Below are 21,964 nucleotides of genomic sequence, written 5' to 3'. Positions count from 1 at the left end.
TGAGCGTGAGGGCCGCGATGGTCCAAGCGACAAAGAGGAGTAGCCATGGCTCAGGCAATGAAAATCGCGATCGTCGATGACGAACAGGATATGCGACAGTCCATTTCGCAATGGCTTGCGCTGTCCGGGTTTCAGACGGAAACCTTTCCTTCTGCAGCAGATGCTTTGAAAGGGATTGGTGCGGAATATCCTGGCGTTGTGATTTCCGACATCCGGATGCCGGGCATGGACGGTATGGATTTTCTCAAGAAACTCATGTCACTCGACAGCAGCTTACCGGTGATCATGATTACGGGACATGGCGACGTTCCGATGGCGGTTGAAGCGATGCGCGTCGGGGCGTTTGATTTTCTCGAAAAACCCTTCAATCCGGACAATATGACAAATCTGGTGAAAAAAGCCACGCATCGTCGGCGGCTCGCGCTGGATGCCCGTGCGCTGCGCAAAGAGCTTGGGGATGGGTCGACCATCATGAAGAAGCTGATTGGCGCTTCTCCGGTCATGTCCAGACTTCGCGAAGATATTCTGGATCTTGGTCAATCCGATGGTCATGTGTTGATCGAAGGTGAAACCGGCACTGGTAAAACGCTGGTGGCCCACGCGCTTCACGCAGTTGGCGCAAAAACCGGAAAGAAATTTGTTGTGGTCCCCTGCCTGGGTCAGGATGAAGAAGTGTTGGGCCGCCGCCTGTTTGGCCCGATGGAGGAGGGTGGTCAGCAACCCTATGTCGAAGAGGCGCGCGGTGGCACTCTGGTGCTCGAGGATATCGAAGCTCTGCCAATGACCCTTCAGGCGCGGTTGCTCACATGGATCAATGATCAGGGGTCACCAGCCGAAACCCGCGTGGTGGCGATCTGCAACCTGCAAGAACAGGGGAAGACCTGCGAAGACTGCTTACGCCCGGACCTTTTCTATCGCCTTGCCGCGATGAAGATTACCTTGCCGCCGCTGCGTCAGAGGGGCGAAGATATCCTGATGCTCTTCACCCGGTTTGCCGATCAATTCGCAGAAGAATACGGCTGCGCTGCCCCAACCGTCAGTGTCCAGGAAGCAGCCCAGCTGATGCAGGCCCCCTGGCCCGGCAACATTCGACAGCTGATCAATATCGCGGAACGCGCGGTGCTTCAGGCGCGTCGGGGAACCGGAACCATTTCTTCGTTGTTGATGACCGATCATGAAGAGGTGCAGCCGGTCATGACCACCGAGGGCAAACCGCTCAAGGAATATGTAGAGGCGTTTGAACGCATGTTGATTGACAACACGATGCGCCGCCACAAGGGCTCGATTGTGGGTGTGATGGAAGAGCTCTGCCTGCCGCGACGCACGCTGAATGAGAAGATGGCCAAATACGGACTTCAACGCGCCGATTACTTACAATAAATCAAGGGGGCAGAAACCGCCCCCTTTTTTCTTGCCAAAAATACCTTGGGGTGAGCCTCGAAGAGGCGAGGGGCAACACCCCTCTCTTTGGCGTCAATCTTCCGGAACCCCGTCCAGACCCTTCAACCCGTCCAGCATCACTCCCAGTTTGTCCTCATATTGGCGCCAACGACCAATAGATGAGTTGTAAAGCGGTTGTCGTGCCTGATGGATTGACAAGGTCTTCACTTTGCGCGTGTTTTTGTGGAAAGACATACAGGCATCTTCCCACTCAAGCTCACAGAATTCCAACAGCTTGCGTACTTGTGTTTCCGGATCAGCCACAAGGTCTTCATATTGGATCTCATAAATCCGATCCGCCGCGATCTTGCGCCATTCCGCCAGATATTCGGTAAACAGACGATAGACCTCCACCAGATCGGCCTGATCATAGGTATAGGTGTGGGCGCCCGCGACGAAGCGGTTTTTCAGCATCGAAAATAGGTTGTCGCGGGGGTCACGACGCAACGCGACGATCTTTGCCTTGGGTAGGGCCAACCATACCAAAGGCGCCACCTTGTAGGTCGAAATTGACTTGTCGGTCACGATATCCGCCTCCGGGAAGCGTTTCAGAACGGCCTCACGATATTCCTTGCCGATTTCATCAAGCATCTGGGCGTTTACATCATTGATTGATCCGCCTTCCGCCAAAACTTTATTGGCGTGGTCAAAGCCAATCGTGTGGAAAAGCGCCATCTCGTCGCCGCCCGTAACACGAGAGTGACTGGCGAGAATCTGCTCAACCAATGTCGTGCCCGATCTTGGCATGCCGGTGATGAAAATCGGGCTGTCATCCTGATATCCTACCGATCCGATCCGCGACATATCCATTCCACCAACAAATCGAACCATTTTGTCGAACTCGTTTTGGTCTCTTCCTTTGGTGTTTGGAAAATCCCTTAAAGCCGACGCATTTGCCGCTTCAAGATACGGCCAAACTTTATCAAATTGTTTGTTGTCTTCCATTAATTTGACCAGCGCGTAACCAAGATCAGCGCGACCTGGGAACTCGGGCTCGTTCTCCCACAGAGAGATCATGTCCAACGCCACAGGATCATCAAGTTGGATTTTTCGACCACTTGAAATCTGACGATAAACGGTTCCGGACTTCAAACCTTTCCCGATTGCGTTCCTCAGCAGAGTTTCGGCTTCCTCGAATTTTCCATGTTGCTGCAGCAGATTGGCCGTCATGGTCGCCACTCGGGTTACAGTTGGAGCTTTTTCAAACGCCTTGCGAGCCAATGCCAGACCTTCCTCTGACCGGCCGGCCTGATCCAAAGCTACTGAACGCATCGCCATTTGTTCAGATTGATTACGCAGTTCCTCAGGCATCGCTTCAAAGTCGTCCAATGCCTCTTCGTGGCGCTCCAGTGTGATCAGGCAGTCCACGCGCAGAAGGCGCGCCAGACGATTTGATGGGTCGACCTTTAGAACAGCGTCAAAGTGAGGAACTGCTTCGTGCGGGCGGCTGAGTTCCTTCAGCACATGTCCCAGATTTCCGCGTACATTGGAATTTGAAGGGATTTGGCGATAGGCCTCACGCAGCAGGTCATAAGCTTCGTTGAAGCGACGTTGCTTGATCAGAAGTTCGGCATAGTTGGTCATGACTTCCGCATAGTCAGGTGCGAGTGCCAGAGCTTCCTGATATGCCTGTTCGGCCCTGTCCACCTGACCCAGAGATGCCAAAGAGGCACCAAGTATCAAGCGGATGACTTCATTTTTAGGGTTATCTTTTGCAAGTGCATCAGATTCCTTGGAAACGGCCTCGGCTTCGCCGGAATTGAACCTTGCGAGCAGTTGGTTGATGGTCGAAGAGGGGATCCCGATGCTTTGCCGTGACGTCTGCGTATTGCTTCGGGTCATCTGTGCAAGAAGTTTCTTTTGCGTAGGTGCAGGAATGCCAAGCTTTTTCATCAGCTTCTGTGCTCGTTTGACTGCGGCTTTGTCCCCAAGCATCGACAGAGACTTGGCATAAACGGTCCAAATCTGAGGATCTCTTGGCATCAATCGCGCGGCTTCATGAAATGCGTTCGCCGCATCTTTGAAACGACCATGACCCATCGCAGCCTGACCGGTATTTACCGCCTTCTGGGCCTGTGCCAATCCGGGCTTGGAGGAACCCAGAGGAGCAGGGCGTGCGGTCTGGCTGGCAAGCGGAAACATCGGGGACGCTTTTGAGCTTGGAGGTCTGGAATTGTTTTTCGACATGCGTTAAGTCTCCGCTGCTCGCGTATCATTGCACACTTGGATGTCCCATTGGCTATCCCGGCTGTCATTGCTTCGCAAGCGCAAGCAGGAAGAATGGTGGAGTTTTGCCGTTATTATTCTTGACTTATACCCGAATACCCCCGATAAGCCGCCAGTCTGGTAAGGGGATCTCTTTACCGGATTGTTTAATCTCTGCCCAGATGGGCGCGCCGTTCGGGGCAAAGGCGGGCTGATCCCGCCGTTCGAACACCGGGTATCCGGGGCCGTAGGACGCGGAAAATGAAGGAAGAACATATGTTTGCGGTTCTGAAAACCGGCGGCAAGCAATACAAGGTTCAGGCTGGTGACATCCTGCGCGTTGAAAAACTGGCTGCTGAAGCTGGCGAAACCGTCCAGTTCAACGAGATTCTCATGGTTGGCGCAACTGTTGGCACCCCCGTCGTATCCGGCGCTGGTGTACAGGCAGAAGTGATCGACCAGATCAAAGGCGAAAAGGTCATTCACTTTGTGAAGCGTCGCCGTAAGCACAGCTCGAAGCGCACCAAGGGTCACCGTCAGCAACTGACGCTGGTGAAGATCACCGAAGTGCTGGAAAACGGTGCTGACAAATCGGGCGTGAAAGCTGCTATCGGTGCGGGTTCCGTATCAGGTGTTGCCGTGGCTGCTGCCAAACCGGCCGCCAAGAAAGCTGCTCCGAAAGCTGAAGCAAAAGCCGAAGCTGCTGCTGACGATCTGACCAAAATCAACGGTGTCGGCCCTGCCGCTGCCAAAAAGCTGGCTGATGCTGGCATCACCACCTTCGCCCAACTGGCGGCCGTGGACGTTGACAGCTTTGACGCTGTTAAAGTCAAAGCCGACTGGGTTGAGCAGGCCAAAGAACTGGCCTAATCTGAGCTAAGGAGAGATAGCATGGCACATAAAAAAGCAGGCGGCTCATCACGTAACGGCCGCGACTCAGCCGGTCGTCGCCTTGGTGTAAAGAAATATGGTGGCGAAGCCGTCATTCCGGGCAACATCATCGTGCGTCAGCGCGGTACAAAGATGTGGCCGGGCGCCAATGTGGGCATGGGCAAAGACCACACCATCTTCGCAACCAGCGAAGGCAAGGTGCAGTTCCACAAAGGCCTGAAAGGCCGCACCTTTATTTCGGTTCTCCCGGTGGCGGAGGCCGCTGAGTAAGCCGAAACCTGCAAGGTTTAAAATTCAGGGGTCGGCTGAGAAGCCGGCCCTTTTTGTTTGTTTGTGCCGACCCCATATAGGTCTTGAGGATTTATTAACCAGTTTGTCGAATGCTCTTCGCGGGAGGGGTGAAGGGCATTCAGATTATCGACAGGCAAGAGTAGATCGGGCGCTGATATAAGGCGACCCTGAACGCATTGAAAATCAGCGCTTTTCGAGGAGGGAAAGCCATGATGCATGATACAATAACAAACCAACCCGTGATTGAGGCGGACCGGTTCGTGCTACGCCCCGTGCGCAAATCAGATGCGGGAACAATGGAACTTTACGCAGGTGATGAGCGTGTCGCCAACGGCACACGTTCAATTCCACACCCTTTGCCACCTGGTGCAACTGATGGATTTATCAGCCGCGCCCTTGAAGCTGAACGCAAGCAGGATGTGTGGGTCATGGATGGCGCTCGCGAAGGGCAACGCGAAGTGCTCGGCGTTATCACGCTCTCCCGGCTCGATCGCAACCAATCCGAGCTTTCCTACTGGGTTGCGCCCGCGTTCTGGAATGGTGGGCTGGCATCAGAAGCTGTTCGCGCATTGATCCACGCTAACCCGTTGGGCAATGACACGATTTTCGCCTCTGTCTTTCAGGACAATCCGGCATCTGCCCGTGTGCTGACAAATGCGGGGTTCGAATATATTGGGGATGCGGAAAGCCATTCGATTTCACGCGGCGCCAATGTGCCAACCTGGACTTACCTGCGAAAACTGGGCTGAACGGGGCAAAAGATGCTGATCACGACCCCCCGGTTCACCCTGCGTCCCTTGGGCGTTCAGGACCGTGACCAGGTGGTTGCGGGCCTGAATGACTATGAGGTCACGCGCTGGCTCACCGTGGTTCCGTTTCCGTATGGGCCTGCGGATTTTGATGGATTTCTCAAATTTATTACAGGCAAACCCGCCTATGAGGCCTTGGCGATCTGCGAGGGTGATACAGTTCTTGGTGTGACCGGCATTGGTAACAGTCTTGGGTATTGGCTGGCCCGTGCCCATCACGGGCGGGGTGTGATGTCTGAGGCGGCTGGCGCACTGGTAAACTGGTTTTTCACAAATACCAACGCCGAAGCACTGTCTTCCGGTTACTTCGAGGGCAATGAGGCTTCACTTGGTGTATTGACCAAACTTGGTTTTACCCCGACCGGCCAGATCGAACCTGCATTCTGCGTGTCGCAGGATCGAGAAATCGGGTTGATCATTCTCAAGCTTTCGCGCAAGGCATGGGAGGTTCGGAAATGACACGGCTCATCACAGACCGTTTGACAATGCGTTGTGCCCAGCCATCGGATCTTGATGCGTTGCACATGCTTGTTTCCAATTTCGAAGTGGTCAAGATGACATCTAGCTGGCCTTGGCCTGCTGACCGCGCGTTCACGGCAACGCGCGCTGTTCCGTTTGACAAAACGCTGGGCGTTGTTGGGCTTGTTTTCCATCACGACGAACTGGTGGGGTCCATGGGGATGACATCCACAACAGGGGAAACTCCTGAAATGGGCTACATGTTTGGCTCTGCTCATTGGGGCAAGGGCTATGCCACGGAAATGGGCCGTGCCATGATTGTCTACTGCTGGGAAGCCTTTGACTGGGACGAAATCTCGGCTTGTGTTTTTGATGACAATGAAGCCTCGGATCGGGTGCTCGTGAAACTCGGTTTTGAATTTGTAGGCCCTTGCAGAGGGTATAGTCGTGCGCGGGGTAAAGAGCTCCCAACCCGGACCTACCGGCTGCCACGACCATAAGTTACCGTCGCTTTTCGCAGCAATTCCCGCTCAGTTTCTTGCAAAGGCTTGAGCCTGCGGCCATTTCCCTCTATCGCCATATACCACACGCAAACGCCCTATCCGAAAGGCAGAAGACATGAAATTTCTCGATCTCGCCAAGGTCTATATCCGCTCCGGTGGCGGGGGTGGCGGCTGCGTGTCGTTCCGCCGTGAGAAATATATCGAATATGGTGGCCCCGATGGCGGGGACGGTGGCAAGGGCGGATCGGTCATTGCTGAGGTGGTTGAAGGGCTGAACACTCTGATCGACTTCCGCTATCAGCAGCATTTCTTTGCAGACAATGGTCGCCCTGGCATGGGCAACCAGCGAACGGGTGCCGATGGCAAGGACATCGTCCTGCGTGTACCCGTGGGCACAGAGATCCTTGATGAAGATCAGGAAACCGTTCTTGCAGACCTGACCGAAGTCGGGCAGCGTGTGGTGCTGGCCAAAGGTGGCAATGGGGGATTTGGCAACCTTCATTTCAAATCTGCAACCAATCAGGCGCCGCGCCGAGCCAACCCTGGGCAACCCGGTGTTGACCGCACTATCTGGCTTCGTCTGAAACTGATTGCAGATGTGGGCCTTCTGGGGCTGCCCAACGCAGGTAAGTCGACGTTCCTTTCTGCCACCTCTAACGCACGGCCCAAAATTGCAGACTATCCCTTTACGACGCTACATCCGAACCTTGGTGTGGTCGGCGTGGACGGTGCCGAATTTGTCGTGGCCGACATTCCGGGACTTATCGAAGGCGCTTCAGAAGGGCGGGGTCTGGGCGATCTGTTTCTCGGTCACGTCGAGCGTTGCTCGGTGCTTTTGCATCTGGTTGACGGCACATCTGACGACGTGGCTGGAGATTGGCAGACCATCATTACCGAGGTCGAATCCTATGGTGAAGTCCTTGGTGACAAACCCCGGGTGACGGTGTTGAACAAAACCGATGCGTTAAGCGACGAAGAACTCGCTGAAAAGAAAGCGGAACTTGAGGCAGTGGCAGGACCTGTCATGCTCATGTCAGGGGTTGCCAAACAGGGCACAACCGAGGTTTTGCGGGCGCTTCGCAAGGAAATCTCAGACGACCGTATTCGCCAGAAACCCGCAGAGGATCCTGAGAAATGGCAGCCCTGAGCGCGGCAAAACGTATCGTCATCAAGATCGGATCGGCGCTATTGGTTGATGCAACGACCGGCGCGCTGAAATCCGATTGGCTGGCGTCGTTGGCAGAAGATGTCGCCGCCTTCAAGGCGCGCGGCGCAGACGTGGTGCTGGTTTCCTCCGGCTCCATCGCGCTTGGCCGCGGTGTGCTGGGTTTGACGCCCGGCACACTGTCGCTGGAACAGGCGCAGGCGGCGGCGGCTGTTGGACAGATTCGCTTGGCCCGTGCATATGAAGAGGCGCTGGCCCATCATGGTGCGACCACTGCCCAGGTACTTGTCACGCTTGAAGACAGTGCAAACCGAAGACGTTACCTCAATTCCCGCGCCACTCTGGAAACGCTGCTGTCTTTGGGGACTGTGCCGATCGTGAACGAAAATGACACGGTGGCGACGGATGAGATTCGGTTTGGAGACAACGACCGGCTGGCCGCGCAGGTGGCCGTGACAATCGGGGCAGACCATCTTGTGCTCTTGTCCGATGTCGATGGGCTGTACACCGGGAATCCGCGCGAAGATGCCACCGCGACAAGATTTGATGTGGTTGAGGAGATCACGCCCGAGATCGAAGCGATGGCCGGGGATGCTGGCACTGGCCTGTCAAAAGGGGGCATGAAAACCAAGGTAATGGCGGCAAAAACGGCCACCGGTGCGGGTTGCGCCATGACCATCACTGAAGGTTCGCGCCTCAATCCCTTAAAAACATTGGAAGATGGCGCCACAGCGACGCTATTTACCGCATCCCTCAGCCCAAAAGCGGCACGCAAACATTGGATCGCCTCGATGAAACCCCATGGCGACATCGTGGTGGACGCAGGCGCGGCGCGCGCGCTTACACAAGGAAAATCGCTTCTGCCCGCAGGAGTAACCGCCGTTTACGGTGCGTTCGGACGCGGTGATAGCGTGACGATCCATGGGCCAGACGGGGTGCATATCGGATCGGGCCTTGCTCGATATACAGCGGATGAAGCGCGTGCCATTGCCGGTAAACGCTCGGATCAGATTGAAGAGGTGCTTGGTTATCCTGGCCGGGCTGCGCTAATACACCGGGATGATATGTCCCTATAAATCAATTCTATAAACAGCAAACTTCACACGGAGAGTAAGATGAGCGAAGACATCAAACAGATGATGACCCAGATCGGAGAGCGTGCACGCGCTGCATCCAAAAAGCTGGGTTTCGCTCCATCAGATGCGAAAGAGAAGGCTTTGTTGGCGGCGGCTGATGCTTGCTGGGCGCGTAGGAACGAGATCATCGCAGCCAATGAAAAAGATATGGAATTTGGTCGTGACAAAGGTCTCAGCCCCGCGATGATGGATCGCCTGATGCTGGATGAAGACCGCGTCAAGGGGATGTGTGACGGATTGCGTGCGGTTGCGGTACAAGAAGATCCGGTGGGGCAAGTGACCGAAGAGTGGGACCGTCCTTCGGGCCTTCATATCAAACGCGTACGAACCCCGCTTGGCGTGATCGGAGTGATCTATGAAAGCCGCCCCAATGTGACCGCAGATGCGGGCGCTCTGTGCCTGAAAGCCGGTAACGCCGTTATTTTGCGTGGTGGCTCGGAAAGTTTCCACTCAACGGGGGTGATCCATTCCTGCCTGCAAGATGGTTTGCGTGCGGCGGGCCTACCCGAAGACGCCATTCAACGTATTCCTACACGGGACCGAGCGGCTGTCAGCGAAATGCTGACCATGACGGACCATGTTGATGTGATTGTTCCTCGTGGCGGCAAGGGGTTGGTTGGGTTGGTGCAGCGCGAAGCACGTGTGCCGGTTTTTGCCCATCTGGAAGGCATCGTACATATCTATATCGACAAGGACGCGGACGCTGAGAAAACCGCGCGGGTGGTGATGAATGCCAAAACCCGCCGGACCGGGATCTGTGGTGCCGCTGAATGTCTATTGATCCATGAAGGGGCAAAAGAGCTTGGTCAGAAGATTATCGATGACCTGATTGCGGCTGGGGTTGAGGTACGAGCAGGTGAGGGGCTAGAGGGTAGTGTTTCAGCCACGGATGACGACTGGGGCAAGGAATATCTGGACAGCATCATCGCCGCGAAACTGGTTGCAGATGTCGATGGTGCAATTGAGCATATCAATCGCTACTCATCATCACATACAGATGCCATCATGACCGAGAATGATGACACTGCCGCGAGGTTTTTCACCCGTCTCGATAGTGCCATCCTGATGCGCAACGCCTCGACGCAGTTTGCCGATGGAGCGGAATTTGGCATGGGCGCGGAGATTGGCATTGCCACCGGCAAGATGCATGCCCGCGGCCCGGTAGGTGCCATGCAGTTGACCAGTTTCAAGTATCTGGTGGAAGGGGATGGCACCACGCGGGCCTGAATCTCTGACGACACAAAATGAAAGAGGCGCTCTGAACAGCGCCTCTTTGTTTTTTGGCCCACATGAGTGCCTAGCCGGTAATGAATTTTCAATACATGACGTTAATTCTTTGATTTAACACTACAACTTCGGCTCTACACCCTTGAGCGGTAAGCTCTGGAGCCACTAAGGCGTAATGAACCTGCGCTGGCGAAACCTCCGTATCTGAATTTGGGGACGTCAGAAGGTCCCACAAAGCAGGATCCGCGTTCAATCGCTCTGCCTCCGCCCAGATGCTCCAATGGCCGTCCTGTTCATTTACGACGATCTGACCGCCCCATGGCATTGCGGTTTCCATACATTGAATGACGAGAAACGCCAGTTTGACCTGCGCACGGGGCTGGTCACCGGAAGGTTGCCATTTGATGTCGATTTTACGATCAGAGCTGTCAGTAAGGGCAGAATGCACGTCCCGTTCAGAAATGCTCTGATTAGATTTAGCTGTCCCAAATGCAATGCGGAAAAAGCGAATTCGAGCGTTAGCATTTTGAACGCTTTCAGAAATTAGCGCCATTTCGGGAATATCTCCCAAGCCGGACAATTCGAGAAGTTCAATCCCATTGCCGATCGCCCCTAAAGGGCTGATAAGGTCATGGCAGATGCGCGAACCGATCAAGGCGGTCAGGTCTCGGGTGTCAGTGGTCATTTGGACGCTCCTGCGTGGAAAGGAATATCATGATATCTCTTCTGGAACCGGGTATGTTTGTGCGCCATCCTTCACAGCCGGATTGGGGGCTGGGACAGGTGCAATCGAATATTGGTGGCAAGGTCACTGCCAATTTCGAGCACGCAGGTAAAAGAGTGATTGATACGCAAGTAATTGAGCTTATTCCGGTTTTCGATATTGATGATGCAGAAGCCTAGACAATCGGAAAGCGTAATGCAACCTTAGCGAGTGTAATGATGGCTTGCATCACCCTAAGGCAGCATCTAAATCCCAAACAAACCCAAAAGAGGTTTAAAACATGACCGCAGCAGTGCCCGATTTTGAACTGCGCCTGGCGCAAAACGACGATGACCTTCGTGCGGCACAGGCTTTGCGGTATGAGGTGTTTGTGCGCGAACTGGGCAGCGACGGGCCGCTGGTAGATCATGAAAAAGGTCTGGAGTGCGATGAGTATGACCCGTTTTATGATCACCTGATCCTTTTTGATCGAGCGCGTGGAAGAGAACAGGCGGTCGGTGTTTATCGCCTGATACGAGACGACCAGATGGCCTTGGAACATGGTGGTCCCGGGCGGTTCTATTCCGAAGATGAATACGACCTCGCCGCGTTAAAATCTTCTGGTCGTAAGTTGTTGGAATTAGGACGATCCTGCCTGCACCCGGATTATCGAGGGGGCGCGGCAATGTTGCATTTGTGGACCGGGCTTGCGCAATATGTCGTTGAACATGAAGTGGAAATTCTGTTTGGAGTGGCCTCATTCCACGGTACGGATATCGATGAACTAAAAGCACCGCTTTCTTTGTTGTACCATCGACATCTCGCGCCCTCTGCGTTGCGGGTGCGCGCTCAGCCTGAAGTCTATCAACCCATGGACCTGATTGACGAAAACAAGATTAACCGTCCTGAAGCGATGGCCGCGGTCCCTGCGTTGATCAAAGCCTATCTGCGACTTGGTGGTTATGTCGGTGACGGCGCATTTGTGGATCACGCCTTTAACACAACCGATATTTGTTTGATCATGGATACAAAGCAAATGAGCGCAAAACACAAAGCAATCTACACGTCTGAAAAAACGGGTCCAAAAGCATGACCGCATTATGGCATGGTGAAAAAGAACCTCACGTGTTTCGCCCCGGTATAAAAGGGACGTTGCGGGCGATTATGCGCGGCGTTCCGCTGGCGGTATTGGTTTTTGGCGGGCTCTTGATCCTGATCCTAGTCCGTCTGATCGAACGCCCCATTTGCGGTCATGACAGACCCGTTACGCCATATCTCACCCAATTTGTCTGCCGATCCGCGTTTGCGATCCTTGGCATTCCTTTTAAAGCCCGCGGGCAACAAATGCGTGAAAAAGGGGCGGTGGTGGCCAATCACGGAAGCTGGCTTGATATTTTTTCCCTGAATGCCAAAAAGCGGGTGTATTTCGTGTCTAAGGCAGAGGTTGCGAATTGGCCGGGAATTGGTTGGCTTGCAAAGGCGACGGGCACCGTTTTCATTAAGCGTGATCGAAAAGAAGCCGCCAGTCAGATCGAGATTTTTCGAGAGCGGCTGTCGCTTGGGCACAAGCTTTTGTTTTTCCCGGAAGGAACTTCGTCGGACGCACGCAGGGTTCTGCCATTTAAATCAACTCTTTTTGCGGCGTTCTTTGCGCCTGAATTGCGTGAATTCATGTGGGTCCAGCCAGTGACCGTGCGCTATTTCGCCCCAGAAGGGGAAGATCCGCGGTTTTATGGCTGGTGGGGGGATATGGAATTTGCCCCGCATCTTTTACAAACTCTGGCGGCCAGGCGACAGGGGCGGGTCGAAGTTGTGTACCATGACCCGGTCAAGGTCACCGATTTCGCCAGTCGAAAGGCGTTGGCCGCGCATTGCGAAACCGAGATACGCGCCGGCTTGGGAGAGCTTGATATCGAAAAGCAAACAGATGGAACCGATGAGGAATTGGGCACCGTCCACCAGTTTTAACCAAGAGTGTGTAGACGTGATGAGCTAAATTATTTTACGTCGGAGATAATTGCGCTAAAACCGGTGCAAACCGAAACACTCAATCTCACTCACAGACGGGGTTTGAATAGATGACACAAAGATTTGCACTGGTTTCCTGCATCCTCGCGATGGTTGCTCTGGCAGGATGCGAAACGGTAAAAGGCGCGTCACGCGATGTGCACACGGGCGCGGAAGCAGTTCAGAACATGTTCTGATGGTTTGGTAATCCACTCACCAAAGGCGGCAAAGCGCCCGGTGTGCGAATGATACAATTTCAAAGGGGCGTGTGGATCATCCGCGCGCCCCTCTTTCTTGATGTACAGTTTTAGACTTTCATCGCTTCTGTCAGATTAGACAGCGCTGAAACAGGGTCGTCACTGCGCCAGATTTCCTCACCGATCGCAAAGAAATCGGTGACAGGTGAGAGCTGACGAATTATTTCCTCATCCAGCGCGCCTTCCGCCACAACAGGAACTTCGATCATCTCGCTCCACCAGGCGAACAGATCGTGTTCAGCGCGCGATCCATCCCCCAGAACTGAATTTCCGACCGGACCAAAGCTGATGTAATCGGCACCGTTTTCACCCGCATTCATGCCCTCATGGCGGCTGTCTGAACAGAAAGCGCCAATGATGGCGTCCTGACCAAGTTCGGTGCGGGTTTTACGCATGCGGCGGGCGCCGTCGCCAAGATGTACCCCATCCAATCCCAGACGTTCCACCATCAGCGCATGTTCTGCGATTACAATCGGTACGTCACGGGCATGGGCCACTTCCCGGCAGGCGTCGGCGGCGCGCATGATCCGGTCTTCGTCCGTAGTGGCCAAGGTCAGCCGCAGGCAGGCGACCTCTGCGGAGTCCAGCACGCGCGCCAGCTCGGTCGGGAATGTCGACAGCTCAAATTCCGGAGGGGTAAGAAGGTAAAGCTGCGGATGTTCCATCTCTTGTGCATCAGCCATGTCGTTGGTCCTTTCCAGACTGCCCGTCCAATTTCTTCTCGCGCTTATTGAGCCAATTGACGGTTTTTGCAAGAGGGGCGTTATTTAGCGGGTAGGGTGGCAACATATGAAGTGGCAAGTTGCAACAGCTGGGCGCGAATTGCGTCATCATTCAGTGCCTCCCGGCTTGCATCGATAAAACCACCCATTCGCCGCCCGGTAAATGCCATTGGTTCCACCCCATCAAGCGCCAGTGCCTCAGCTTCGTTCTCCTTTCCGACGCGGTACATTGCTCCGTCCCTGTGAACACCGCACAACATATTGCCCGCCAACATAAATGCGATGCCGCCAAACATCTTCTTTTCCACAATATCCGGGGTCGCGATCAGGTCATGGGCGAGGATTTCATACACTTCCGGGTCAAACGCCATTCGTGCCTCCTTGCAAATGGGGGTAGGGCCAGCGTATCACGGCGCGGTGATTTGGAAAGGTCTGACAAGATGAGCGAATTGGGTCCTGATCCCGCAATTGTGCTGGTGCGTCCGCAAATGGGGCAGAATATCGGTTCCGCCGCGCGTGCGATGCTGAACTTCGGGCTCGAGCGGATGCGAATTGTGGCCCCGCGGGATGGATGGCCCAATCCGGATGCTGTCGCGATGGCCTCGGGTGCCGGGCGTGTTCTGGACGCCTCAACCATTCATGACAGCGTGGCAGATGCAGTTGGGGATTGTGATTTTGTCTTTGCCACCACGGCGCGGTCGAGAGAGATGACCAAACCGGTGGTCAGCCCTGAACGCGCCATGGCCATGAGCCGCGAGATGCAGCGAGACGGGCGAAAGGTTGCCATTCTTTTTGGGCCTGAACGCACGGGGCTTGAGAATGATGATGTGGCCGTCGCCAACGCCATCATCACAGTGCCGGTCAACCCCGAGTTTGCATCTTTAAATCTTGCTCAATGCGTTTTGCTGACCGCCTATGAGTTCCGCCGCCAGACCGCTGACGTGGAACATGAAGTGCTGTCGATGCCCACTACCGAAACCGCAAGCGTGATCGAGGTCGAAAAACTCGCGGAACATTATGAGGCACGCCTTGATGAGCAAGGGTTCTTCTTCCCCGAGACCAAAGCCGAGGTGATGAAGGTTAACCTGCGCAACATGTGGAGCCGGATGCCGCTGACACGTCAGGATGTGCAGATGTTCCACGGAATGTTGCGCCAGCTGTTGCGCAAGATCGACAATAAATAAGACGATACTTGATCAAAAACACCCGCCCGATTTGAGCGGGTGCTTCATGTCGGCGTGCCGAGATTAGTCCGCTTTGCGCACAGCCATGATCCAGAGGATTGCAAATACCGCAGATCCCAGTGCATTCAGATTGGCCATCGTGATGTCGAGGATCTCAAGAGGGATCATGTCCGACACCCTCCACGGGATTTCGTCGCACCGCACCAAAGGCGCGGTCATGATGCTGTTGAGAAGGTCATCGGCGCTCATGCTACCGATATTGCTGGACCCGGAGCAGGTTGTCGGACCTTCCCACAAAGCGCGTTCAACACCTGAATGGTATACGCCGGTCGCTGATGTGGTTGCGGCAGACGCTGCACCAAGCCACGCCAGAATACGTTTTTGTGAGGCAAGCGCTGCCCCTCCAAACACGATGGCCGCCGCATGGGGCCAGCGCTGCCACAGGCAGAGTTTGCAGGGGGCATAGCCAAGGGCCTGAAATATAAAGGCCCCGCCCAGTACAAAGATGGAACCGGCGGTCGCGAGGATCACAAGTTTAGTAAAGGTCAGGTTTCGGATCATGTTCATAGGTATTTCACCAGATAGAAGCCACCAAGAAGGATCACCACGAAGAGAGTGAATACAAGCCCCAATCGACGCTCAATGAAGTCTCGGATCGGAGCACCGAATTTCCACAAGAGTGCGGCCACAATAAAGAAACGCAGGCCGCGGGCGATGACGGATGCCACCATGAAGACGCCAAAATTCAATCCGGTGGACCCCGAGAGAATAGTGATGACCTTATATGGGAAGGGGGTAACACCAGCGATCAGCACCGCCCAGGCACCCCAGTCATTATAGGTTTGGGCAAAGGTGTCGAAATTGTCTGTCTTGCCATAGAACTCAAGCACAGGCCGCCCGACGCTTTCAAACACACCCCAGCCGATCAGATATCCAAACATGCCTCCCAGAACTGAAGACACCAGTGCAATGCCAGCAATCAGGAAGGCGCGGCTTGGGGCGGCTATAATCATCGGGATCATCAGGATGTCTGGCGGGATCGGAAAGACCGAGCTTTCCAAAAAGGCAACAAAGGCCAGCGCCCATAGGGCATGGGGATGTTCAGCCAAACCCATCGTCCAGTTGTAGAGGCGTCTGATCATGCTCGTCTCAGATTTCAATTTCTTTCCTCCACGAAACATGACCGTAAGGGAAGGTCAAGCAATCTTGTTTGAGGTAATCGAAAGCTGCAGTAGACTGGTGTTAATTTACGAGTAAGGGAGCGAGGCATGAAATGGAAAGGGCGACGCGGAAGTCGCAATATCGAAGATCGGCGAGGTCGCAGGGGCGGCGGTCGTGGCGGTATGCAGCTGGGGGGGCTTGGGATCCTTGCCATTGTGGCTATTGGCTATTTTACCGGTGTGGATGTTTCGCCATTGTTGGAAGATAGCCTTGCGCCACAATCCACCGGAGGCACAATTACTGATGCAGATCGTCAGGCGGGCGAGTTCGTTTCGGTGACTCTTGCCGACACAGAAGAAGTCTGGGCCGGAATTTTCCGCAAACAGTTGGGAGATCAGTATACTCCTGTCACGCTGGTGCTTTACAAAGGAATAACCCAAAGCCCGTGTGGCGGTGCTTCTGGAGCCACTGGCCCATTCTATTGTCCCGGCGATCGCAAGGTTTATTTGGACACAGGTTTTTTCACCACAATGTCTCAAAAGCTTGGGGCAGGCGGTGATTTTGCTGCCGCTTATGTCGTTGCCCACGAAGTCGCGCACCATGTGCAAAATGAATTAGGAATCCTGGGTAGAGCCAATCAACTGCGCCAGCAGGTCAGTCAGTCTGAAAGCAACGGAATTTCTGTGCGGATTGAATTGCAGGCGGATTGTTTTTCGGGCCTTTGGGCAAGGGAAGTTGAACAACAATTTGGAACACTAGAACAAGGCGATATTGGCGAAGCTGTAAATGCTGCTCGTCAGATTGGTGATGATACTTTGCAGCAAAACGCAGGTCGAACTCCGATGCCACACACCTTCACCCATGGGACATCGGAACAGCGAATGCGCTGGTTCAGCACCGGGTATAAAACTGGAGATATTCGGAAATGCGATACCTTTTCAGCCAATCGAATCTGACAGGTTGATACTCTCGAATCTGATTCTTACGCTCAAGAATCCGTAGGTATGAAGATTTGGTTTTCCCGTCATGGATCAATTTCTTTCAGAAATATAACAGGTTAAGTATACTGTTGCATATGCAATGAAATATGGCTACCAAAAGGAAGTTGCGTCGCAGTAAAGCTGACCGGTCGGTCGATTGTTCTTGCTTAACGCTCATAAGCCTGCTCTTATCGCCTCGACGGGCAATAATATGAGGCTCACGGGTCATTGCCTGCAAGAAATGTAACGTTCGCCTTTTGGGAGGAAGCGAAATGAAATTCACTCTGAAAACTGCCCTTGCCGGTGCTGTCGTTCTGGGCTTCACAGCCACAGCAAGTTTTGCGCAAGAGGTCACACTCCGGTGTCAGCACTTCCTGCCGCCGAAAGGATCGACCCCGCTCTATTTCATGACGCCTTGGGCTGAGAAAGTGGAAAAAGAAAGCGGTGGCCGTATCAAAGTTGAACTTTACCCGGCCATGCAATTGGGCGGTAAACCACAGGCCCTTTATGATCAGATCCGCGATGGTGTAATTGATTGTGGCTGGGCGCTGCCAGCTTACACACCCGGTCGTTTCCCTGAGGCAGAAGCATTTGAGCTGCCCTTCATGACGGGCCGCAACGCCGAAGCGTCTTCGAAAGCAGCGTGGGAGTTTTCAGAGAAATACCTGAAAGATCGCATGGGTGATGTGCATCTTCTCGCCACCCACGTGCATGGTCCGGGTGTGATCCACAAAAAAGGCGAGCCTGTCATGGCGCTTGCAGATTTTGACGGCCTGAAACTGCGCGGCCCATCGCGTCAGGCCAATACACTCTTTGAAACTCTCGGCGCGACCCCGGTAGGGATGCCGTTGCCGACCTTCCCGGAAAGCCTGTCGAAAGGTGTCGTTGAAGGGGGCGTGATCCCGTGGGAAATCGTTCCGCCCCTGAAAGTGCATGAACTGGCGGACGCGCATACCGAAATCCCGGGTGACCGTTCGCTCTATAACACTTTCTTCATCTGGGCGATGAACAAGGACACCTATGCCGGTCTGCCGGACGATCTGAAGGCCGTAATCGACGCCAACTCCGGTTTGGAAACCTCGGGTTGGGCTGGGGCCTCATTCGACAAAGGGGACGTAATCGGTCGTGAAATCGTGGCCGGTACCGATAATAAGATCCACGAACTGGATCCGGCGCTGGTGGCCGAAATCAAAACCATCGGTGATGCACAGGTCGAAGCCTGGGCCGCTGACATGACGTCGAAAGGGCTCGATGGCGAGGGCATGGTCGCTTTGGCTAAAGATCTTATAGCGAAATACGCCGACCAGTGATCTGGTGTTGAACAAATTTCCGGGCAACCTTCGTGGTGTGCCCGGATTTTTCTTAGATATACCCTGAACAAATCCGGGAACAGTCAGAGGGAGGGGGCAACGTGGCAATTGCGAAATCTGCGGAACAGCGCGTCGGGCGCCTCATGGAATTTCTCAGCCGCTGGATGGCCTATTCTGGTGGGGCAGTGTTGGTCGCCATCGCGTTGACAACTGTGGTCTCGATCATTGGTCGTGCGCTTTCCGGTTTCGGCCTGGCCCCGGTCAAAGGTGATTTTGAAATTGTTGAAATGGGCTGTGCTGTGGCCGTATTCGCCTTCATGCCCTGGTGCCAACTGAAGCGCGGCCACGTAACGGTCGATATCTTCATTTCGCGTTTATCTGATCGCAAACAGGCGATATTGGGATTTATCGGAGATGTTTTGCTGACCGGTGCGGCCTTTATCATTCTGTGGCGCTTGTGGCTGGGGTTTGGTGAAAAGTTTCCCTATGGCTCTGACGCTGTCCGGGCATTTTTCAATTTGGGATCGAAACCGTTCTTTGCCGAAAGCACATACGAGCTTGAGGTCCCGCTTTGGATCCCCTTCGGCCTCTGCACGATCGGGGCCGGATTTTTCCTGCTCGTTGCTGCCTATACCACATGGCGGTCATTTAATTGGGTTCTGGATGGCAAGGAGCGCCACGTATGACCGGTATCGAACTTGCAATACTCGCCTTTGCGCTGATGCTTTTGGCGATTTTCCTGCGCCTGCCCATTGGACTTGCTATGGGGCTGACCGGGTTTTTTGGGATCTGGTACATGATGGGTCACCCGAAGGTGACGCTGAGCCAGCTCAAGACGCTTTCATATGACACGTTCTCAAGCTACTCGCTGTCAATTGTACCGCTGTTCCTGCTGATGGGGCAGTTTGCCACCAAATCGGGTATGTCCGGGGCATTGTTTAATGCGGCATCTGACTGGCTGGGCCACCGCAAAGGCGGTGTGGCGATGGCTGCCGTGGGGGCCTGTGCCGGCTTTGGCGCGGTCTGTGGTTCTTCGCTGGCGACCGCCTCCACCATGGGGCAGGTGGCTTTGCCTGAGATGCGCAAACGCGGATATTCCGATGCGCTGTCCACCGGGGTGTTGGCAGCTGGTGGGACGTTGGGCATTCTCATCCCTCCATCCGTCATCCTCGTGATCTACGCGATCCTGACCGAGCAGAACATCGTGAAGATGTTCATTGCAGCTTTGGTTCCGGGGATCCTTGCCGCACTTGGTTACATGCTGACTGTCGCCGTTATGGTGCGCATCAATCCTGACAGCGCCACAACTGCGGAACGGGTTCCCTATGGGCATCGGTTCCGTACACTCCTGTCGATCTGGCCGGTGGTAGTGATTTTCGGATTGGTCATGGGCGGTATCGCAGGAGACTGGAATTGGACCAAGACCGGCGTTCAGGCACTGTTTACGCCCACCGAGGGTGCAGCCGTTGGCGCTGTTGCCACTGGGCTTTACGGCGTTATGACCGGTGGGCTGACTTGGAAAGGGTTCCTCGACAGCGTTCTGGCCACTGCACAATCCACCGCAATGATTTTCTTCATCGTGTTGGGCGCGCAGATCTTCAACTCGTTCTTGGCTTTCACGCAAGCACCGATGCAGCTTGCGGATTGGGTCGTCGGGCAAGGCTTCTCACCCCTTCTGATCTTGGCACTGATGCTGGTGGCTTACCTGATATTCGGATGCGTGATGGACAGCCTGTCCATGATCCTGCTGACCATCCCGATCTTCTATCCGATTGTTGAAGTTCTAGATTTTGGACTGACCCCAGAAGAGGCAGGGATCTGGTTTGGTATCCTTGCGCTGATTGTCGTTGAGGTCGGGTTGATCACGCCTCCCGTCGGCATGAACCTCTTCATTATCAACTCGATGGCACGCGACATTCCCATGGTGCAAACCTATCGTGGCGTGGCCCCGTTTGTGCTGTCAGACCTTATTCGTGTGGTGGTGTTGGTTGCTTTCCCAGGGATCACGCTCTGGCTTGTGGGCGTCTTGTTCTGACGAGATACGCCAGTTTTAGAAACGACCCCGCCATGAAAATCGTGGCGGGGCCTCACTTTGTCAAAAAACCGTGTTTTCACCCGTTGACCTCTCCGCGCGGCAATTGTATCCGATGTGAACGTGCCCAAGTGGCGGAATGGTAGACGCAGGGGATTCAAAATCCCCCGATGGTAACATCGTGTGAGTTCGAGTCTCACCTTGGGCACCAATCCCCTCGACAAACCCTGACAATCGGGGTGATCATTGTGATATTTCGATTGAGAGGGACGTGATGTTCAGCAATAAAAAACGTGCAAAAACGCTGCACCTGCGCGGGCAAGACCTGTCAAAAGGGGAGCCAATTGCTCCTCCTCTGGTCACTAGCTCGATGTTTCATCTGCCGGGAGATCCAGCAGGTCATGCGGGTTATGGGCGGGTGGACAATCCCACTTGGGAAGTGTTGGAACATCTGCTCAGCCATTTGGAGGACGCCCCATGTGTGGCGTTCCCCTCTGGAATGGCCGCAATATCAGCCGCTCTCTTTGCCACGGTGAAAGCCGGGGATCGGGTTCTGATACCGTCAGACGGTTATTATGTGACCCGGGTGTTGGCACAGGAATTTCTGTCCGGTCTTGGTGTGGAGATTATCGAAAAACGCACTCTGGACTACGATCTGGATGATATGAGCAGCTATCAGGTTGTCTTCATCGAAACCCCATCCAATCCGGGCCTCGATCTTTGTGACCTCGCCGGTGTCACGGCGCGGGTTCGTTCTGCGGGAGGGGTGAGTATCGTTGACAACACGACGATGACACCGCTTGGGCAACGACCACTGGATCTTGGTGCCGATATCGTTGTGGCATCCGATACCAAGGCGCCAGGTGGGCATTCAGACTTGTTGATGGGCCATGTGGCCACGCGGGACGAGACGCTGTTCGGGCGCGTTGTAAGCTGGCGAAAGATGTCAGGGGCCATTCCCGGTCCTCAGGCCGCGTGGTTGTTGCATCGAGGGCTTGAAACGCTGGATGTCCGGTTTGATCGTATGTGTCAGTCGGCGCTAGAAATCGCGACCGCTTTTGAGGGTCATAAAAACCTGATATCAATACGCTATCCGGGATTGCCGGATGACCCGGGTCACTTGATCGCGTCGCAGCAAATGTCAACGTTTGGTTTTCTTATTACGATGACGCTGAAAAATGAGTCCGCTGCGGAAAGGTTCATTTCCGGCTGCAAGTTCCTGCGACCGGCAACGTCTTTTGGTGGGGTTCATAGTTCTGCCGAACGTCGCGCCCGCTGGGGAGATGACGTCCCAGCTGGGTATGTAAGACTATCCGTAGGCTGCGAGCCGGTTTCGGCACTATTGGATGACATTCTGAACAGCCTTTCCAGTATCTAATTGAATTGTGAAGCTCGTTATCGTCAAACATGCCTTTGGCTTGCGTCACTTCAATATGGTTTGAACGCTGTTAGTCGCCCCTGTGAATTCTACACAGGTAGTTG

General features: G+C 54.4%; 25 protein-coding genes and 1 tRNA gene. 20 read left to right on the top strand and 6 right to left on the bottom strand.

Annotation, left to right across the window (positions count from 1 at the left end; all coding sequences use genetic code 11):
- The first annotated feature begins 45 nt into the window (after positions 1–45).
- Positions 46–1,380: a sigma-54-dependent transcriptional regulator gene (locus tag O2N63_RS12690; RefSeq protein WP_271054648.1), complete on the top strand. Its 1,335-nt coding sequence runs from the start codon at positions 46–48 to the stop codon at positions 1,378–1,380.
- 93 nt (positions 1,381–1,473) lie between these two features.
- Here the strand turns inward: O2N63_RS12690 and O2N63_RS12685 are convergent, their stop codons facing one another.
- The gene (locus O2N63_RS12685) at positions 1,474–3,627 is read right to left on the bottom strand and encodes a tetratricopeptide repeat-containing sulfotransferase family protein (protein WP_271054647.1); all 2,154 of its coding nucleotides are present in this window, start codon (positions 3,625–3,627) and stop codon (positions 1,474–1,476) included.
- Positions 3,628–3,921: 294 nt separating this feature from the next.
- On the opposite strand from O2N63_RS12685, the gene O2N63_RS12680 reads away from it, so the two are divergent.
- The 8 genes from O2N63_RS12680 (at position 3,922) to O2N63_RS12645 (ending at position 10,126) form a co-directional block, all read left to right on the top strand.
- Positions 3,922–4,515, top strand: coding sequence for a 50S ribosomal protein L21 (locus O2N63_RS12680; protein ID WP_271054695.1), 594 nt, complete (start codon positions 3,922–3,924; stop codon positions 4,513–4,515).
- A gap of 21 nt (positions 4,516–4,536) precedes the next feature.
- A complete protein-coding gene (gene rpmA, locus O2N63_RS12675; protein WP_055191863.1) occupies positions 4,537–4,806 on the top strand; it encodes a 50S ribosomal protein L27 in 270 nt (89 codons plus the stop codon).
- A gap of 230 nt (positions 4,807–5,036) precedes the next feature.
- Entirely contained in the window at positions 5,037–5,576 is a 540-nt protein-coding gene (locus O2N63_RS12670; protein WP_271054646.1) for a GNAT family N-acetyltransferase, read from the top strand.
- A 12-nt stretch (positions 5,577–5,588) separates the two neighbouring features.
- Complete coding sequence (locus O2N63_RS12665) at positions 5,589–6,095, top strand: GNAT family N-acetyltransferase (protein WP_271054645.1); 507 nt, start codon at positions 5,589–5,591, stop codon at positions 6,093–6,095.
- Positions 6,092–6,595, top strand: coding sequence for a GNAT family N-acetyltransferase (locus O2N63_RS12660; protein ID WP_271054644.1), 504 nt, complete (start codon positions 6,092–6,094; stop codon positions 6,593–6,595). Before O2N63_RS12665 ends, O2N63_RS12660 begins: the two co-directional genes overlap by 4 nt.
- A 118-nt stretch (positions 6,596–6,713) precedes the next feature.
- On the top strand, positions 6,714–7,745 hold the full coding sequence (gene obgE / locus O2N63_RS12655) for a GTPase ObgE (protein WP_271054643.1): 1,032 nt from the start codon (positions 6,714–6,716) through the stop codon (positions 7,743–7,745).
- Positions 7,733–8,839 (top strand): glutamate 5-kinase, encoded by a 1,107-nt coding sequence (gene proB / locus O2N63_RS12650; RefSeq protein WP_271054642.1) that lies wholly within the window; start codon positions 7,733–7,735, stop codon positions 8,837–8,839. Before obgE ends, proB begins: the two co-directional genes overlap by 13 nt.
- Before the next feature lie 39 nt (positions 8,840–8,878).
- Positions 8,879–10,126 carry a glutamate-5-semialdehyde dehydrogenase gene (locus O2N63_RS12645; RefSeq protein WP_271054641.1) on the top strand — a complete coding sequence of 416 codons (1,248 nt, stop codon included), beginning with the start codon at positions 8,879–8,881 and terminating at the stop codon, positions 10,124–10,126.
- An 88-nt stretch (positions 10,127–10,214) separates the two neighbouring features.
- On the opposite strand, the gene O2N63_RS12640 is transcribed toward O2N63_RS12645, so the two are convergent.
- Positions 10,215–10,811: a histidine phosphotransferase family protein gene (locus O2N63_RS12640; RefSeq protein ID WP_271054640.1), complete on the bottom strand. Its 597-nt coding sequence runs from the start codon at positions 10,809–10,811 to the stop codon at positions 10,215–10,217.
- Positions 10,812–10,840: 29 nt separating this feature from the next.
- Between O2N63_RS12640 and O2N63_RS12635 the strand changes: the two genes are divergently transcribed.
- The 4 genes from O2N63_RS12635 to O2N63_RS12620 all read left to right on the top strand — a co-directional run bounded on the left by O2N63_RS12635 (position 10,841) and on the right by O2N63_RS12620 (position 13,033).
- Positions 10,841–11,029, top strand: a complete 189-nt coding sequence (locus O2N63_RS12635; protein ID WP_271054639.1) for a DUF3553 domain-containing protein — start codon at positions 10,841–10,843, stop codon at positions 11,027–11,029.
- Positions 11,030–11,130: 101 nt separating this feature from the next.
- Entirely contained in the window at positions 11,131–11,922 is a 792-nt protein-coding gene (locus O2N63_RS12630; protein ID WP_271054638.1) for a GNAT family N-acetyltransferase, read from the top strand.
- Entirely contained in the window at positions 11,919–12,797 is an 879-nt protein-coding gene (locus O2N63_RS12625) for a lysophospholipid acyltransferase family protein (protein ID WP_271054637.1), read from the top strand. The genes O2N63_RS12630 and O2N63_RS12625 overlap by 4 nt, the downstream gene beginning before the upstream one ends.
- 110 nt (positions 12,798–12,907) lie before the next feature.
- Entirely contained in the window at positions 12,908–13,033 is a 126-nt protein-coding gene (locus O2N63_RS12620; protein WP_271054636.1) for a hypothetical protein, read from the top strand.
- Positions 13,034–13,143: 110 nt separating this feature from the next.
- Here O2N63_RS12620 and O2N63_RS12615 read toward each other — a convergent pair whose 3' ends face one another.
- Both O2N63_RS12615 and O2N63_RS12610 read right to left on the bottom strand, forming a co-directional pair.
- Complete coding sequence (locus O2N63_RS12615; RefSeq protein WP_271054635.1) at positions 13,144–13,776, bottom strand: thiamine phosphate synthase; 633 nt, start codon at positions 13,774–13,776, stop codon at positions 13,144–13,146.
- Between the two features lie 80 nt (positions 13,777–13,856).
- A complete protein-coding gene (locus O2N63_RS12610; protein WP_271054634.1) occupies positions 13,857–14,186 on the bottom strand; it encodes a TfoX/Sxy family protein in 330 nt (109 codons plus the stop codon).
- 78 nt (positions 14,187–14,264) lie between these two features.
- On the opposite strand from O2N63_RS12610, the gene O2N63_RS12605 reads away from it, so the two are divergent.
- On the top strand, positions 14,265–14,999 hold the full coding sequence (locus O2N63_RS12605; protein WP_408629818.1) for an RNA methyltransferase: 735 nt from the start codon (positions 14,265–14,267) through the stop codon (positions 14,997–14,999).
- A 63-nt stretch (positions 15,000–15,062) separates the two neighbouring features.
- Here O2N63_RS12605 and O2N63_RS12600 read toward each other — a convergent pair whose 3' ends face one another.
- Both O2N63_RS12600 and O2N63_RS12595 read right to left on the bottom strand, forming a co-directional pair.
- Positions 15,063–15,566, bottom strand: coding sequence for a disulfide bond formation protein B (locus O2N63_RS12600; protein WP_271054632.1), 504 nt, complete (start codon positions 15,564–15,566; stop codon positions 15,063–15,065).
- Positions 15,563–16,141, bottom strand: a complete 579-nt coding sequence (locus tag O2N63_RS12595; RefSeq protein ID WP_271054631.1) for a YqaA family protein — start codon at positions 16,139–16,141, stop codon at positions 15,563–15,565. The genes O2N63_RS12600 and O2N63_RS12595 overlap by 4 nt, the downstream gene beginning before the upstream one ends.
- A 126-nt stretch (positions 16,142–16,267) precedes the next feature.
- On the opposite strand from O2N63_RS12595, the gene ypfJ reads away from it, so the two are divergent.
- From ypfJ to O2N63_RS12565, 6 genes are all read left to right on the top strand, one after another.
- Complete coding sequence (gene ypfJ / locus O2N63_RS12590) at positions 16,268–17,116, top strand: KPN_02809 family neutral zinc metallopeptidase (RefSeq protein ID WP_271054630.1); 849 nt, start codon at positions 16,268–16,270, stop codon at positions 17,114–17,116.
- Between the two features lie 296 nt (positions 17,117–17,412).
- Positions 17,413–18,450, top strand: a complete 1,038-nt coding sequence (locus tag O2N63_RS12585) for a TRAP transporter substrate-binding protein (protein WP_271054629.1) — start codon at positions 17,413–17,415, stop codon at positions 18,448–18,450.
- Between the two features lie 143 nt (positions 18,451–18,593).
- On the top strand, positions 18,594–19,136 hold the full coding sequence (locus O2N63_RS12580; RefSeq protein WP_271054628.1) for a TRAP transporter small permease: 543 nt from the start codon (positions 18,594–18,596) through the stop codon (positions 19,134–19,136).
- Complete coding sequence (locus tag O2N63_RS12575) at positions 19,133–20,485, top strand: TRAP transporter large permease (protein ID WP_271054627.1); 1,353 nt, start codon at positions 19,133–19,135, stop codon at positions 20,483–20,485. Before O2N63_RS12580 ends, O2N63_RS12575 begins: the two co-directional genes overlap by 4 nt.
- A gap of 122 nt (positions 20,486–20,607) precedes the next feature.
- A tRNA-Leu gene (locus O2N63_RS12570) sits at positions 20,608–20,693 on the top strand.
- Between the two features lie 63 nt (positions 20,694–20,756).
- Positions 20,757–21,860, top strand: a complete 1,104-nt coding sequence (locus O2N63_RS12565; protein ID WP_271054626.1) for a cystathionine gamma-lyase — start codon at positions 20,757–20,759, stop codon at positions 21,858–21,860.
- Positions 21,861–21,964: the final 104 nt, after the last annotated feature.

Origin of the sequence: Aliiroseovarius salicola, assembly GCF_027891095.1 — a bacterium.
Taxonomy (GTDB): Bacteria; Pseudomonadota; Alphaproteobacteria; order Rhodobacterales; family Rhodobacteraceae; genus Aliiroseovarius; species Aliiroseovarius salicola.
Note: the sequence above shows the minus strand (reverse complement) of the source record. Positions and strands in the feature narration are given on the sequence as shown.

Bases quoted from the DNA above. Each gene is read 5' to 3' on its own strand.
- O2N63_RS12690 (WP_271054648.1), top strand. From the start codon at position 46: ATGGCTCAGGCAATGAAAATCGCGATCGTCGATGACGAACAGGATATG.
- O2N63_RS12645 (WP_271054641.1), top strand. From the start codon at position 8,879: ATGAGCGAAGACATCAAACAGATGATGACCCAGATCGGAGAGCGTGCA.
- O2N63_RS12685 (WP_271054647.1), bottom strand. From the start codon at position 3,627: ATGTCGAAAAACAATTCCAGACCTCCAAGCTCAAAAGCGTCCCCGATG.
- O2N63_RS12680 (WP_271054695.1), top strand. From the start codon at position 3,922: ATGTTTGCGGTTCTGAAAACCGGCGGCAAGCAATACAAGGTTCAGGCT.
- O2N63_RS12630 (WP_271054638.1), top strand. From the start codon at position 11,131: ATGACCGCAGCAGTGCCCGATTTTGAACTGCGCCTGGCGCAAAACGAC.
- obgE (WP_271054643.1), top strand. From the start codon at position 6,714: ATGAAATTTCTCGATCTCGCCAAGGTCTATATCCGCTCCGGTGGCGGG.
- O2N63_RS12660 (WP_271054644.1), top strand. From the start codon at position 6,092: ATGACACGGCTCATCACAGACCGTTTGACAATGCGTTGTGCCCAGCCA.
- O2N63_RS12620 (WP_271054636.1), top strand. From the start codon at position 12,908: ATGACACAAAGATTTGCACTGGTTTCCTGCATCCTCGCGATGGTTGCT.
- O2N63_RS12565 (WP_271054626.1), top strand. From the start codon at position 20,757: ATGTTCAGCAATAAAAAACGTGCAAAAACGCTGCACCTGCGCGGGCAA.
- O2N63_RS12625 (WP_271054637.1), top strand. From the start codon at position 11,919: ATGACCGCATTATGGCATGGTGAAAAAGAACCTCACGTGTTTCGCCCC.
- O2N63_RS12585 (WP_271054629.1), top strand. From the start codon at position 17,413: ATGAAATTCACTCTGAAAACTGCCCTTGCCGGTGCTGTCGTTCTGGGC.
- O2N63_RS12635 (WP_271054639.1), top strand. From the start codon at position 10,841: ATGATATCTCTTCTGGAACCGGGTATGTTTGTGCGCCATCCTTCACAG.
- O2N63_RS12615 (WP_271054635.1), bottom strand. From the start codon at position 13,776: ATGGCTGATGCACAAGAGATGGAACATCCGCAGCTTTACCTTCTTACC.
- ypfJ (WP_271054630.1), top strand. From the start codon at position 16,268: ATGAAATGGAAAGGGCGACGCGGAAGTCGCAATATCGAAGATCGGCGA.
- rpmA (WP_055191863.1), top strand. From the start codon at position 4,537: ATGGCACATAAAAAAGCAGGCGGCTCATCACGTAACGGCCGCGACTCA.
- O2N63_RS12595 (WP_271054631.1), bottom strand. From the start codon at position 16,141: ATGATCAGACGCCTCTACAACTGGACGATGGGTTTGGCTGAACATCCC.
- O2N63_RS12665 (WP_271054645.1), top strand. From the start codon at position 5,589: ATGCTGATCACGACCCCCCGGTTCACCCTGCGTCCCTTGGGCGTTCAG.
- O2N63_RS12670 (WP_271054646.1), top strand. From the start codon at position 5,037: ATGATGCATGATACAATAACAAACCAACCCGTGATTGAGGCGGACCGG.
- O2N63_RS12600 (WP_271054632.1), bottom strand. From the start codon at position 15,566: ATGAACATGATCCGAAACCTGACCTTTACTAAACTTGTGATCCTCGCG.
- proB (WP_271054642.1), top strand. From the start codon at position 7,733: ATGGCAGCCCTGAGCGCGGCAAAACGTATCGTCATCAAGATCGGATCG.
- O2N63_RS12580 (WP_271054628.1), top strand. From the start codon at position 18,594: ATGGAATTTCTCAGCCGCTGGATGGCCTATTCTGGTGGGGCAGTGTTG.
- O2N63_RS12575 (WP_271054627.1), top strand. From the start codon at position 19,133: ATGACCGGTATCGAACTTGCAATACTCGCCTTTGCGCTGATGCTTTTG.
- O2N63_RS12610 (WP_271054634.1), bottom strand. From the start codon at position 14,186: ATGGCGTTTGACCCGGAAGTGTATGAAATCCTCGCCCATGACCTGATC.
- O2N63_RS12640 (WP_271054640.1), bottom strand. From the start codon at position 10,811: ATGACCACTGACACCCGAGACCTGACCGCCTTGATCGGTTCGCGCATC.